This window comes from Psychrobium sp. MM17-31, from assembly GCF_022347785.1.
GTDB lineage: Bacteria > Pseudomonadota > Gammaproteobacteria > Enterobacterales > Psychrobiaceae > Psychrobium.
In genome coordinates this window covers 1-14146 of the sequence record NZ_JAKRGA010000009.1, presented here as the reverse complement: position 1 = coordinate 14146, position 14146 = coordinate 1, and the positions used below count along the sequence as shown (strand labels likewise).

The 14146-nt window shown below is 43.2% G+C and carries 10 protein-coding genes and 1 rRNA gene; 1 reads left to right on the top strand and 10 read right to left on the bottom strand.

The annotated features are described in order from the left end of the window. From MHM98_RS18410 to MHM98_RS18400, 3 genes are all read right to left on the bottom strand, one after another. Window positions 1–627 carry a fumarylacetoacetate hydrolase family protein gene (locus tag MHM98_RS18410; RefSeq protein WP_239440868.1) on the bottom strand — a complete coding sequence of 209 codons (627 nt, stop codon included), beginning with the start codon at window positions 625–627 and terminating at the stop codon, window positions 1–3. Window positions 628–694: 67 nt separating this feature from the next. After that, window positions 695–2296: a methyl-accepting chemotaxis protein gene (locus MHM98_RS18405; RefSeq protein WP_239440867.1), complete on the bottom strand. Its 1602-nt coding sequence runs from the start codon at window positions 2294–2296 to the stop codon at window positions 695–697. Window positions 2297–2305: 9 nt separating this feature from the next. Beyond that, on the bottom strand, window positions 2306–3313 hold the full coding sequence (locus MHM98_RS18400; RefSeq protein ID WP_239440866.1) for a cytochrome c peroxidase: 1008 nt from the start codon (window positions 3311–3313) through the stop codon (window positions 2306–2308). A 183-nt stretch (window positions 3314–3496) separates the two neighbouring features. On the opposite strand from MHM98_RS18400, the gene MHM98_RS18395 reads away from it, so the two are divergent. Continuing rightward, window positions 3497–5002: a hypothetical protein gene (locus MHM98_RS18395; RefSeq protein WP_239440865.1), complete on the top strand. Its 1506-nt coding sequence runs from the start codon at window positions 3497–3499 to the stop codon at window positions 5000–5002. Window positions 5003–5051: 49 nt separating this feature from the next. Here the strand turns inward: MHM98_RS18395 and MHM98_RS18390 are convergent, their stop codons facing one another. The 7 genes from MHM98_RS18390 to rrf form a co-directional block, all read right to left on the bottom strand. After that, window positions 5052–6269 carry a hypothetical protein gene (locus MHM98_RS18390; protein ID WP_239440864.1) on the bottom strand — a complete coding sequence of 406 codons (1218 nt, stop codon included), beginning with the start codon at window positions 6267–6269 and terminating at the stop codon, window positions 5052–5054. Further along, complete coding sequence (locus tag MHM98_RS18385; protein ID WP_239440863.1) at window positions 6269–7063, bottom strand: outer membrane lipoprotein-sorting protein; 795 nt, start codon at window positions 7061–7063, stop codon at window positions 6269–6271. Before MHM98_RS18385 ends, MHM98_RS18390 begins: the two co-directional genes overlap by 1 nt. Further along, on the bottom strand, window positions 7047–9386 hold the full coding sequence (locus MHM98_RS18380; RefSeq protein WP_239440862.1) for an MMPL family transporter: 2340 nt from the start codon (window positions 9384–9386) through the stop codon (window positions 7047–7049). Before MHM98_RS18380 ends, MHM98_RS18385 begins: the two co-directional genes overlap by 17 nt. A gap of 55 nt (window positions 9387–9441) precedes the next feature. After that, window positions 9442–10212, bottom strand: a complete 771-nt coding sequence (locus tag MHM98_RS18375; protein WP_239440861.1) for a TetR/AcrR family transcriptional regulator — start codon at window positions 10210–10212, stop codon at window positions 9442–9444. A gap of 165 nt (window positions 10213–10377) precedes the next feature. After that, window positions 10378–11988, bottom strand: a complete 1611-nt coding sequence (locus MHM98_RS18370; RefSeq protein WP_239440860.1) for a diguanylate cyclase — start codon at window positions 11986–11988, stop codon at window positions 10378–10380. Window positions 11989–12014: 26 nt separating this feature from the next. Further along, window positions 12015–13514 (bottom strand): bifunctional metallophosphatase/5'-nucleotidase, encoded by a 1500-nt coding sequence (locus tag MHM98_RS18365; RefSeq protein WP_239440859.1) that lies wholly within the window; start codon window positions 13512–13514, stop codon window positions 12015–12017. Window positions 13515–14048: 534 nt separating this feature from the next. Beyond that, window positions 14049–14146: ribosomal RNA gene (gene rrf / locus MHM98_RS18360) — 5S ribosomal RNA — on the bottom strand; the annotation flags it as partial.

Here is a 14146-nt window from a genome sequence, read left to right as displayed (position 1 = left end):
CTATTTCACTACCCAAGTATTCGAAATCAACTCTTGGGTAGCTTGCTTTTGTACGGAGATAGACACACTCCCCTCAAACACAGATCTCGCTTTGATTTCGCCAACCCCTTTCGGCGTTCCCGTCATGACGATATCACCATCTTCAAGCGTGAAGTGCTGTTTGAGAGATTCGAGGATTTGTTGCGGTTTGTACATCATGAGATCGACGCCGCCTTGCTGGATAAGCTCACCATCGATGGTGAGTTTTAGACTCAGACTGTCATCAAGATTATCGATACTGACAAAATCTCCCATTACCGCTGAGCCGTCGAATGCTTTGGCGCGCTCCCAAGGCAGACCTTTAGTTTTCAACTTACCTTGTAGCTGGCGTTTGGTGAGGTCGAGGCCAAAACCCACGGCGCGAAATTCGCCGCCGATGACCATTAAACAGATTTCACCTTCATAATGCAGTGGCTCTTGGTGAAAGCTGATTAATTCATTAGAAATGGCACTGTTGGGTTTTAGAAACACCACCATGTCATCTGGCATTTCATTGCCAAGCTCGTGGATATGATCGACGTAGTTACGGCCGATACAAATGACTTTGCTAGGAGTGATGGGCTTGCCATCGAGATTAACGCTTTTCATGGGCTAAGAGTACTTTCAAATTTAATTTGCCAAGTATCTTAGCCCAAGTTATCGCAGGTCAACAGTGTTAAAGTTTAAACTGCGCCACGTTGCGATTTACTTCGTCCATCGACGCGATGATTTGGGTGCTATTGGAATCTAGCGCCATGCTGCCTTTAGCGGTTTGCTCTGCGATATCAATGATTTGAGTGAGGTAATCATTAACATGCAAAGTCGCCGTTTTTTGCTGCTGGGTTTGCTCATTCACAAACTCACTGCGCTCTTGAATACCTACCACGCGATCTAATACCTGACTTAACGCACTCGCCACTTCTGAGTTTTTATTGACACAACTATGAGCTCGCTGGGTACCCGACTCCATCATCGTTTTAGCGTCTTGCGCCTGTTTTAAGATGGTACTGATAGTGTCGTGAATATTAGTGGTAGATTCTTGCGTTTTCATAGCAAGGGTACGAATTTCATCTGCAACCACCGAGAAGCCACGGCCCGATTCACCGGCACGTGCCGCTTCAATAGCCGCGTTAAGCGCCAGTAGATTGGTTTGATCGGCAATGGCTTCAATCACGTTTAACACATCGCCAATTTGGGTACTGGAATTACTGAGTGAATAAATCACATCGCTGGTTTTTTCGATATCCGCTGATAAGTTAGCAATTTCATTCACTGCTTCTTCCACCAGCTGCACACTCACCTGAGTCTCTTGATGAATATCATCTGCTTGGCTTTTCACCTGACTGGCGCTTTGTTCAACAGTATCCATCGACGAATTTACCTGCGCCATGGCACTGCTAATGTTATCGATTTCAGATTTTTGTTGTGATGTTCCACGCTGCGTCTCAAGGGCAACGTCAGAGAAATCTTCTAAACTCGCCTTAGTCGTGGCAACAGAGGCTGAAATATCGGTTACCGTATGGTGAACTTTAGCGATAAACTCGTTAAATTCTCGCGATAATTGACCTATTTCATCGCTGCTTTTGGTGTCTAACCGCTTGGTTAAATCACCATCACCACGCGATAACTCAACTACAGCTTCAATCAATCGATTTAGTGGTCGCGTCAATTTATTCGCCAGAACAATAGCCGCAACTAACGAAATCAAACCGATAATCGTCATAAGGGACAAGCTCAAGGTTAATTTGTCATCGATAGACGATTCCACCTCGCCCGCGCGAGCCTGCGCTTCAGCGATAGTGGTTTGCACTAAACGCTCTAAACGCTCAACAATTTGCGCCTGCTGCTGATCTAAACTAATTTGCGATACCAACTGGCTTTGTCCGCTGCCAGAAATACGCACTAAGATCGCTTGTGACCAGGCTTTTTCAAGCTGCTCTATTTGGCTGATCTCACGCTCCATCGTCGGTGAGAAGCTGTTGTTTTTTGCGATAGTCAACTGCTCTTCGAAGCGCTTAATAATGTTTTCAAAGTCGCGTTTCACATCGCCATTCACTGCTGGCTGACTCATTTGCATTATGCCATTGGCGTAATGATTTGCTTGTTTAAAAAAATCCCCTGCCGAGCGGCTACTGCTTACGGCATTTAATGGCTGCTTAAAGGCAAATACACTAATATCGCCTTGTTTCTTTAGTTCCATTAACAAGTACAGGCTTAGGATCGAAAAAACGACAATCATGCTGATAAAGCTTAGCAACAGCTTATTTTTAATAGTCATGATGCAATCCTAATACGGTAATAGCGGCAGTGTGACTGGAGTGTCTTGACCTGTAAGCGTCAACATAAAGGCCTTGAGATCTTGTACTTCTTGCGGCGTAAGGCTGATGTTTATCAAGAGTGGAGAGCGAGACTCGCGCATCGGTAGATCAGAGGCATAATGTTCAATAACCTCTTCTAGTGTTTTAAAACGACCATCGTGCATATAAGGTGCGCGCTGACCAATATTACGCAGTCCCGGCGTTTTGAAAGCAAAATTCTCTAACGGATTGTTAGTTAGCGCACCGCGGCCTTTGTCATTGCCTGATAATGCAATATCGTGAAATCTGTTATCGGTGAAATTCCAGCCCGTGTGGCAGGTAACACACAGCGCTTTGCCGTTAAATAGTTCGAAGCCGCGTTTGGCTGATGCTGAAATAGCTTTCTCATCTCCTTCAATCCAACGATCGAAAGGCGCAATACCAGAGACGATGGTGCGCTCATAGGTTGCTATCGCCTTGCGAATAGTCAAACTGGTGAGCCCTTCACCACCAAACACGCGCTGAAACCAAGTGCGATATTGTGGCACCTGTGATAGGCGCTCTACCACGGTTTCAATAGGGGTATTCATTTCAATCGGCGATTCAATAGGACCAAGCGCCTGTTCTTCTAGCGTCGCTGAACGGCCATCCCAGAAGAATTTATCGCCCCAAGCGGCATTTATCACCGTTGGTGAGTGACGAGGCAACGTGGTATTTTGCGCACCTGTTGAGCCAGCTGTCGCATCTTCCCAACCAAAGCTCGGGTTATGACAAGTGGCACAGGTCATGTTGAAGTTGCGCGATAAACGCGGATCAAAGAACAACATTTTTCCCAAAGCCGCTTTTTCGGATGAGTATAAATTGTCACTCGGAAATGGAATTTCAGCAGGTCGTTTATATAGCGCCTGCCACTGGTTGGCATTTGCAGACAACGAAAACATCATCAAGCTGACAAGAATAAATTGCGGTATTCGCAATAAAAAAGCACTTTTTTTCAAGACATTGCTCCCGATTACACAGTATATTTAAAATTAGATTTTGGGCACTAGCAATGCTTGAGCTATCAAAGTACAGCTAGAATTCCCTTCGACAGTTCAAAAGAACGCGAATGTTAACGAAATATTTCGTAACATTTGAAATAATGTTATTTAACGTGACGTGAATCACTAAAGTAGGGCGTAATGACTGAGAACCTAGATCCTATTACCTTGATGCAACAAGGGAAATACAAAGAAGCGCGAGAAGGTTTTAAGGCGCAGTTGGTAGAAGAGCCTGCGGCTCAGAATGCCATTCATTTTTACGGCATGTTATCTATTATTCTCAACGACATCGCCGATGGCATCACTTATATGTCATTGAGCTTATCCTTAGCGCCAGACAATTCCGCCTATATCAAAAATTCGCTGCAAGCATTGAATTTACTTAGCCATCACAAACACAAAAGTGCTCGAATGTTGTTTACTCAACAACTAAAAAACGCAGTTAAAAATCACCGAGCTAGCGCAATCAGTGTTGCTGATTACTTTCTTAAGAAAAAGAAGGCCAAAAGCTGTTTAGAAGTGTTAGCCCCCTTCACTGCGCCATCGTTTGATGTGCAATTTTATAAAGCCATTGCTCATCAGCTATTAACCCAAAAAGACGCGGCGCAACGAGCGATGCAAAAAGCGCTAACTATTAAGCCTTACCATCCGCTATACAATGAACAAACAACGCGTCGAAAACCAAAAGTTTTGCTTATTTACGCGCTAGAGAATCTAGATTTTCATCCTATTATTGACAAGGATATTGCCTTCAGTATTTACGGCGGCCATTTTGACGTAAACAAGTTTATTGACCCAAAAACGGTGGATATTGCCCGTCTCTTTGTCAGCGATAGTGATAACTTTAGAAATGCGGTTAAGCAGCTGGGACAATATGATTTAGTCATCAACTGCATTGCGGATATGGAAGTCTGTGCCAATGCCCTCACCTTGTTGACGCAGTTCGAGCGCTTTAATCACGATATTATTAATCCACCTTCAGCAATATTAAATACATCACGAGTCGATATTTATCAGCAGCTATCACCACTACCACTGAAAATCGCAGAAACTAATATCTTTCACGGCAATGCGCAGTTTGCTACCTACAATAGTGGCTTTCCTGCCCTCGCTAGACCACTGGGCAGCAGCACTGGTATTGGACTGGTAAAGCTCCAAGATCAACAATCTTTTGATCATTTCTTAAAGGACAGCTGCGGCGAAGTGCTAAATATATGCCCGTTTATTGATTTTAAATCGGCAGATGGCCTATATCGAAAATATCGGGTGTTTGTCATCGATGGGGAAATTTATCCAGAGCACTGTGTTGCTCACAACCATTGGAATGTGCACAGCTCATCACGTTTAACGTTAATGAAGAATAACGACGAGCTTCGTAGCCAAGAGCAAGCCTTTGTTGATGACTACACTAGCGTGTTATCAGACAAGCATATCGCGGTAATTAAAGAGATCCACAGTGCGTTGCAACTCGATTATTTTGGCATCGACTTTTCAATAACACCTGACGATGAGCTATTAGTTTTTGAGGCCAATGCGGGGATGCGGGTTAACAGTGATTACGTGCAATCGTTTGAGTATCTAGTGACGCCAATTCAACGCATCGTTAATGCGTTTAAAAAGATGATCGAGTGCCGAATTACTACTTAACCCGAGTTCGGGTTAGCTAATCGGCACTCGTGATGGTGCAATCAGTAGACTAAAAGTAATACTCTAAACTGACTTCGATGTTGTCATCATTGCGCAGACCGTAGAGCAAATTACTTGGCTCATTGGTACTAAAGATCCGCGCATCAACGCGCCATTTCCAGTTGTCGTTAATACGGCTCGATGCTTCAACAAATCCACTACGAGTGTTGGAATGGTCGAGATCTTGCACTAGACCAAACAACACTTCGGTACCATTAACATCGTTAAGTACTAGGCGCGAGCCAAGCATGAGATCGTTTTGTCCTAAAGCAACAAAATGATTCTTTCGATCATCAAACTGGTACTCCATTAGCCAGCCGATGTCCCAAACTGAATCCCAAACGCCCACCGTGGTATATTCAAAGCCAGTGACCATCGCAAAGTAATTATTTGCATAGTAAGCTGAGCCGCTATCAAAATGACGAGCTATACCTTCAAACTTTATAAGCCACGAATCTACAACAGCCAGTACGTCGATGCCCAATTGCGATATTTGGCGATAGTAAACATTGTACGACGCGATATTTCCCAAATGATCTCTACGCACTGATAATTCAGGCTCACGCGAAGTACCATCAAAATAAGAAACACCGAGCTCCCAAATATCGATGCTATGGCTCCAGCGTGCCGCAAAATCGATATGATGTTCTTCATCTGACGATTGATACATTGCATTATCGGTGTCAATCACCAAAGGAGTACGTAAACGCCCCTTTTCACCGGCAAAGGTGCGCTCGCGAAATCCTGGCAGCACAAACAAGTCTAAGTTGCCCCATTCTCGCACTAGGGTGAGGTTAATCATTGGCTGGCCGAGTTTATCTTCACCATCTACTGCCTCAACCGCATCAGTTTGATTAATAATATCAACCAAGTGTGCCGATTCCGTTTGTCCCCAGAACACACTACCAATGCCAGTGCGAAGCTCCCAATCGTCACCAACATGAAGCCACATTAACTCGCGAATATCGCCATGACTTCGCTCGTCGTCTTCATTGTCCCAACGATAAAAAGGTTTAAAGGTAATGCTGTCTAAATCGTCATTCCAGCTATGATAAATTTCAGGTTCGATAAACATCGACAATTGCTTGTCCACTTGTTGCGGATAGAGCGCATCTTGGGTATAGACGCGATAATCAGCCGCCGCCTTCACCGAGACTTGCGTCTCGGCAATGCAGCTAACACTGAGCAAGCCACTTAACAATGCTGCTAACGTGCTTATTCGCTTCATTATTTAGCTCTCTTTAACGTGGCCTTGTTAAAGTCTTTACTCTTAAGACCGGTGTTAAACGTTAGCTCTTCGATGACATAATCGGTACTTTTCTTAGTTTGATTATTCATCATGTGCTGTTTGTGCGAGCGCCAATATTTGTCGAGATACAGCTTGTAGTCTGAAAACGTCAGCGTCTTTAACAAGCTGTTTTTGCGATCGTAAAACTCGATTTTATGTGGGCGGTAATGGGACTGATCCATCCAAATAATCTGACGAGTGTAGCCAGAGTTTTTGTCGACAGGATCGAGTTCCACCACAAACGACAACTCACCATTGATGGTTTCATCGCGTAAATACTTATAGGTGAACTTTTCTATTTCAAATGAGCTTAAATCTTCAAACGCAAACTCACTACCCATAAATGGGCCAGATTTGTTACGTGATGCGATGCGTTTTACTCGTTTAAGTGCTGGCAGATACATCCATTGCTCATCGGCTTTTACCGCATGCGAAAAACTTAAAAACGCGGTGCCTTTTACGTCACGTGGCTGCTGGAAAATCGTTAGTGCTTTGTCGCCGTCATCCGCGACTTCTAGCGACTTAATTTTCATTTTACGCACCGTTTCTTGCCCTTTGGCATTGCGTAAAATCATTTGCGCCTTGGCGGTTGAATCCCCCCAACCGATATCGCGCGCTTTACGCTCTTTGGCAATGGCTAATCCTTTTTCAGCGGCAGTTTGTGCCAATGTGGGCAGTGAAATAACACTCAGCGCTAAGGCAGATACTGTAAATAGTTTATGCAGCTTGTTCATTGCTGACTCCTTGTTTTTTCTTAGACGACGTTTTATCTAACAATAATAAAAATGCTGGCAGGAATAGGAAATCAACGATCAGTGCAGCCACAATAATAATGGCCGTCAACAGTCCCATATCTGCGTTTAACCTAAATGACGAGAGGGCTAAAATAGAGAAGCCAATCGCCAGCACTAAGGTAGTGATCCACAGTGCTTGTCCGACACTAGCAAAGGAATAACGAATACTGTCTGCAGTCGACTTTCCTTCATTTTTCGCATGCTGGTATTTACTTAAAAAGTGCACGGTATCATCGACAATAATCCCTAGTGTCATACTGAGCACCACTGACAATCCCATATTGATTTCACCAGAATATAAGCCCCAAATACCAAAGCCAATACACGCAGGCACTAAGTTAGGAATTAAACTAATGGCCCCTAAGCGCCATGAGCGCAACGCGAAGACCAGCAGGCCAGAGATCAGGATAAGTGCAAGCAGGGTTCCCACCAACATGCTTTGCATATTCTGCTGGCCGATGTGAGCAAACATCAGGTTAGGACTCGCCGCCGTCATTTGAACTTGCGGCGCATTGTCGATAAACCATTGCTGAGTACGGCGTTCAAATTCAGTAAATTCAACACTGCCAAGATTTTGCAAAATAGCTGTAATACGGGTCGCTGATTTATCGATATTGATTTGATTGTTTAAATCGAGACCATAAGGAAGTGACATTTCATAAAGTAATAAATACTGCGCCGAAAGTTCGCGATCTTGCGGTAAGCGATAATACGACTCGTCGTCACCGTGCATGTTTTTATTAAGACGCTTAAAGGTGTCGCTGATACTCAGCACGTGATCAATTTCAGGCTGGGTACGTAGCCATTCACTAAATGCGTTAACGGTGTTAAGCATTTCAGGTTTGTTTAAACCAGATGATTCATCACTGTATAGCGCAAAATCAATCGTCGACATCCCGCTGATATTTTCCTGCTGGAAATCAGTAGACTGCCTAAAAGCTGTGCTCTCGTCAAAATAATCGGTGGCAACATCATTGATATCGTTATTAAAAGTAGCGGTAAGAGCAAGCACCATCACAATCAGAGACACTGGTAACAATTTGTTGTGATTATCAATCACTTTATCGCCTAAACGCTCAATCCAGTGATGTTTAGCATTAGCAACTTTAGCGGTGCGCATTGGTAGTATTTTCAATAGCGCAGGCAACATTGTCACCGACAGCACAAATGCAATCATCACCCCTAGCGCCGTTAGATTACCCAAATCGGCAAGTACTGGCACGTCAGAGAAGTTAAGTGTTAAAAAGCCTATTGCCGTGGTGGCTGAGGTAATAAAAATTGGCATCAAATTCAGATTCATACTGTATTCGATAGCTTCTTCTTTCGTCTTGCCTTGTTTAAGCGCGTAGAGCATTGACGAGATAACGTGAACACAATCAGCAACGGCTAAGGTCATAACCATGGTTGGAACATTGACCGTTGCTGTACTCAAGAAGTAGCCCATCCAACCAGACAGCCCCATAGTGGCTGCAATTGAAACGATGATAATAATCAGCGTGGCAAAGGTGCCAGAGAATGAGCGTAGCAATACCCATAAAATGACAATCACCATCAAGAACATTAGCGGCACTAGCGTGCTAGCATCTTTTTGCGCTTCGCTCGCAAAGGCATCATTCATGAACACCATGCCAGTATGATAAAACTCATGGTCAGGATATTTCGCTTTATAGCGTTCGGTGAGAGCGCGAACTGAGTCTGAAATTTCTGTCACCGCCAACATCGCTTCACCTGCAGTCTCAGGATTATCGCCATCAGGTAATTGTACGGTAACGCTAATTACAGCCACTTTGCCGTCTTCTGACACAATCCGTTTAACTAGATTAGGCTCCGTGGTAGCAATGGCTTTAGCGCGTGCGATTGACTCTGGTGTCATAGATTCAATATCCATGACCAAGTCTTCAACGATTAAATCGTCTTCTTCGGCCCATGTGTGTTGATAATTTGAAAGGGAGTCGACACGACTAGATAACGGCGTTTGCCACGCTTCATCGGTATATTCTTTAATTAGTTGAAGAGTTGTCTTGTTAAAGACATCGCCAGATTTTGGCGCGATGATGATATTGGCGCTTTCATTCTTACTGAATGTTTCCTGCATTCTTTCAAATGCCATCAACTGTGGATTATCTTTGCCAAAGAAGACTTTGTAGTCGCCACGAAAATACAGACTCTGCCCGCCCATACCTGCAAGCATAAAAAACACTATGCCAAACAACAGCATTAACCACGGTTTCTTTATTACGACATCTAGCCATAAACGTTTCATGATTTTTCTTCCTTAAATTGACGATTCGTCACTTAAGTTCAAATAAAAAGCAGCACTAATTCAGCGCTGCTACCTCTGCTGCAAAAACTTCTTCTCCAATGCGCTGCCATGTTGCTTGATAGTCCCAATCTTTAGTCAGTGGCGCCCAACCAAAACCATCGAGTAAAACATTCATGTTAAATAACAATGCACTACTCATATCTAGCCTCGCCACGGCTTCAGTGTCTTGCGCACTCGCTAAAATCGCACTCGAACCAAAAGACATTGACCACAACGCAAAACAAACACCTTCAACTTGCTCACGCATGCTAGGTGCCATCTCGCCATCTTGAATCGCTTGCTTAATCAGATCGTCCACTAATAGTGTTATTTCCAACTCTAGTTCACGCTGAAGCGCAATTCGTCCTGCACTCGCCCGCTCTAATACTGTCGGCGTTTTTACCATGAGTACACAAAACGATGCTGTAACATGCATTTGACTATGTAATTGATGAGCATAAATGATTGCTAAACATTTTTCTCGTGAATTACCTTCTATCGCAAGTGCCCTACGCACAAGGGATATAATAAACTTCATTCCCTTATTCGAAAGTGCACAAAACAGATCTTCTTTATTGGCGAAATGATTGTACACGGTGCCTTTAGAATAATCACAAGCAGCTACTAGCTTATCCATGGTTAGCCCAGAAAAGCCCTCGCGAGCCATGATATCTTCAGCCACTTCCAGTAATTCAATTTCGCGATTTATCACATTTTGTTCGCGCTTGGTTAACGCTCGGCGAATAAAACATTTCGGATTATCACTGCTATCACATTTTTGCATCATCAGAAAAACGACTAATGTCGCCCTTTAAGTTTTTGACGCTTCGTCACAATATGACGAAGCGTCATTTTATTATCTTTATCGTAAATTTCAAGCACATTTTATCAGCAACAATTCATAAGCGCATCACACGCCTAATTCAATTGCTTAATCATTATGAAAGTATGTCTAAATCGAGTGACAATTCTTGCCATGTTTTTTGGCGCGATACAGTGCTGTGTCTGCGAGTTTTAGCAAGTTATCACTGGTTTCCTCTTCACCGGAATCATACACAGTAATCCCGATACTCAAGGTGACATGAGAAGCAACATCGCTTCGCTCGTGAGGGATATGTTCGATACTAAGTTGTTTTAAGATTGTATCTGCAACAACCTGAGCTCCCTCCACGGGTGTATTTGGAAGAAGACAAACGAATTCTTCACCGCCGTAACGCGCAACAAAATCTTCAGGTCGTCGCATCACTGTTTTCAATACAGCTGCAATTCTTTGTAAACACTCATCACCAGCGATGTGACCATAAAAATCATTGTAGGTTTTAAAATTATCGACATCCATCATCAAGACGGCAATCGGCCACTGCTGACGATGCGCTGAAAGTAATAACTGTTTAAAGGCTTTATCCAAAGCGCGTCTATTAGGAATATTGGTCAAGCCATCAGTTAACGACGATTGCAATAGTTCTTTCTTCTGACGCTCAATTGTATGCGCAAACTCTTCAAACGATTTAGCAATAACAGTAATCTCGTCTTTGCCGCCAACTTTTAGATCAATTTTTTCACCAGCTAATCTAGAAACAACTTTCTTGTTTAACAACACCAAACGCCTGATCAAACGACGCTGAATAAAAAAGACGATGACTATCATGGAACAGAAAGTAAAAAACGCCATCACACCTAAGGTTTTGGTTTGCTGTTCAACCGTTGCTGAAAATGCTTCGGTTTCTTTTAGTAAAGAACTCTTATATTTAAAAGACTCAAACTCAGCCAGTCGTGCATAATCGATCACTAGATTTCTAACAAAGTCTGCACGACCTCGGGTTCGCCCCATAATCCGCAATAGTTCGACCTTTAATGCCAGTACGCCTTGCTGTCCCACAATCGCGTTATGTAACTTGTCCATCAATTGCTGTTGGGTTTGAGTTAATGTCAGCGTGTCACTTGCTTTGGCGTGAATTTTACTAATCTCACGACTGGTATTTTTTATTTGGTTGAGGCGCTTAAATGATAACGCCTCTTCCGACATGATAACCAAGTGGCTAATCATATGAGCAAAATCACTATGAGCAATGTCTTCGTCATGAATTGCAATATCGTGAATTCGATATACACCATCTCGCTCAGCCTGTAATTTATCTCTAATACTTAACTGTTGTTCAATCAGGCCATTGAGTGCATTGATCTCTTGTTCAATAACATCAAGCTGCATTTGCAAACGCCTACTATTTCCAAGCTCCATCACCAAGGGTTCGATTCCAGCGAACTTATCACGCAATTCATCGTAAGCGATTTTACGTTGTCCTTGAGTATTGGCGATGGTTAAATTGTCAGTCGAATAAGTTAGTTCATTGACCTGACTATACATCTTGGCGTAGCTCATGACCTTAGGAAATGAACTCGCTGTAGTGTCTTCTAATAGACCTTGAAAGGTTATCAAACGATCATAGGCAATCATCGCAACGATGGCGCTCAAGATGAGAATAATCGAAAATGCGGTAATGAATACCGTATTCAAAGAGGAGTGAACAGGCTGAAATCTGTCAGCTGAACTTTGATTGATCATTGCGGATTTATTATTGTTATTCGTCATTAATTCTTAGTTGCTAAATCAATTAAACGCCCGTCTACGGTGGGCGCTAAAACCTTATCCATTGCAATTTTGTCAGAGGTAATGTCTGATACTAATCTAATCGCTAAATGCTTAGCTGGTAATTTTTTTGCTTGTTTAAAAACGTCATACCCATCTCCTCCTGCCGCTAAATAATCAGTAGTAGCAACCCGATATAGCTCTGTCAGCTTAACGTCTTTACCGTTGATCTTGATTGACTTAATACGCTTACCAACAGGTTTACTACTGTCATATACGACAGTCATTCCAGATATCTGCGCAAACCGCCCCCTAAAAACTTTCAGCGCACTCACCGAATGCTCCATCGCTTCAAACAGCTGCGCACCACTCATCTCAATCAACGCAAGCTTGCCACGAAATGGTAGCTCATTAGCAATGGTGCCACGGGAAATTACATCGCCTTTTTGGTAATCGCGGTTGCCGCGAATAGAGCCACTATTAATTATCGCTAATGGCGCCTTTGCAAAAGCTCTAACACTATCAGCGATATAGTTTCCAAATGCATTTTCTCTACTACGTACCAAAGTTCGACGCGTGGTAATAGGCAATTCAAACTTACCAATCTCCACCGCTAAAATGGACTTCAAACGATTAATATGGCCATTAACCAAAGTTGCCACTACCTTGTTTTGTGGGTATCGATCAACATCGACAATATCTAATGAATATTCTGACAATCTTCGCGGTACTGAAGAAGCAACTTTCATCGTTAGTAGGGCAACACCAGAAGCTGATTTAACGAAAATATCGCGATTGTGATAGGTTCGTTTCGAATAATCGACATCTTGATAACTCTCGTCCTTATGCAAACTAAAGTCGATTACATTGCGATCAAGCAATTCATTGATGATTGGATAGTATCCTGTGTAATGAAGCAAAATAATATCCGCGCCATTTCTACGCAAACTCGCAGCTTCACTCTCGATAGCTTTAAGCGGATCTAACAGTGAAATCTGGCTGAATGTATAATCTTCGAGAACGCTAGAATCGATAATAGATAGGAAACCAATCGAAATATCACTATGAACACTAATTGAGCTTCTTACGATGCCATCGAGTTCTTCTTCAGTAGCAGTATCTATGATGTTAGACGCAACAACAGGAAAGGTAGCGTCATAAGCCCTAAGTGATAAATTTTCAGGATAAAAGCTAAATTCGCGTTTACTCACCCCCATAGCATCAGGCTCTAGAGAGTTAAGCAAATCAATAATGTGGGAACCTTTATCAAACGAAGACAGAATACTCGGCCCTAGACTTCCTCCACCGAAGAAGAAAAAGGTGTCTTTATTGAGTGCACGTTGCTGCTCCAATAAAGTTGCTAAGCGCGCATAGCGACCATCTCCTTCGTGAATTTCCGGCATTTCACTCGCGAACACGATATTTACTTGTCGACCGCCACTACTATTTGCCAACGCACTGAGCGATAGCACAGTAGTAACGAATAATATAATCAGCCGCAAAGTCTTCCCCTTAGCAAACGTCCATATCCCTAATCTAGACTTTTTACCTATCCACTGCAATTAAGACCATACAAAAGATGTGAAATAATTGTAAAGTGTTCGATATTACGTCAACTTCCGACATTTTTTATCCAAATCAACCGAAATAGCTCGATTTGTTAATCAAACGATTAATACAGAACCCTCCGAATGAACAAGAAAAAGCCCCTGCTTCAATACAGTAGCTATAATCATAAATAGACGTTTGAATGCGCCCTACTCCCTTGACGCGCAGTCCGTCGAACAAGGCGAAAGCAAGTTGGGGACAAAATGGCAGGAAAGCCATTTTGCACGGCATTGGCCGCCCGAAGGGTGAGCTACATGGATGTAGCGAATGCAGCCCACGGCTGAGCATCGAGTGCTGGACTGCGCGGTAGCGCTTTAGAGTAAAGTCCCCGCCTGTGCGTTGATTTCAAATGTATCTAGATAATTAATTCACACGCAGAAACGAAAAAAGCCCCCGCACTCAATGCGGGGGCTTTTCTCTAAATAGGTGTTTGGCAATGTCCTACTCTCACATGGGGAAGCCCCACACTACCATCGGCGCTAAGTCGTTTCACTACTGAGTTCGGAATGGGATCAGGTGGGACCAA

Coding starts and splice junctions, on each gene's coding strand:
- MHM98_RS18405 (WP_239440867.1), bottom strand. CDS start 2,296: ATGACTATTAAAAATAAGCTGTTGCTAAGCTTTATCAGCATGATTGTC.
- MHM98_RS18390 (WP_239440864.1), bottom strand. CDS start 6,269: ATGAAGCGAATAAGCACGTTAGCAGCATTGTTAAGTGGCTTGCTCAGT.
- MHM98_RS18385 (WP_239440863.1), bottom strand. CDS start 7,063: ATGAACAAGCTGCATAAACTATTTACAGTATCTGCCTTAGCGCTGAGT.
- MHM98_RS18410 (WP_239440868.1), bottom strand. CDS start 627: ATGAAAAGCGTTAATCTCGATGGCAAGCCCATCACTCCTAGCAAAGTC.
- MHM98_RS18375 (WP_239440861.1), bottom strand. CDS start 10,212: ATGATGCAAAAATGTGATAGCAGTGATAATCCGAAATGTTTTATTCGC.
- MHM98_RS18395 (WP_239440865.1), top strand. CDS start 3,497: ATGACTGAGAACCTAGATCCTATTACCTTGATGCAACAAGGGAAATAC.
- MHM98_RS18370 (WP_239440860.1), bottom strand. CDS start 11,988: ATGATCAATCAAAGTTCAGCTGACAGATTTCAGCCTGTTCACTCCTCT.
- MHM98_RS18380 (WP_239440862.1), bottom strand. CDS start 9,386: ATGAAACGTTTATGGCTAGATGTCGTAATAAAGAAACCGTGGTTAATG.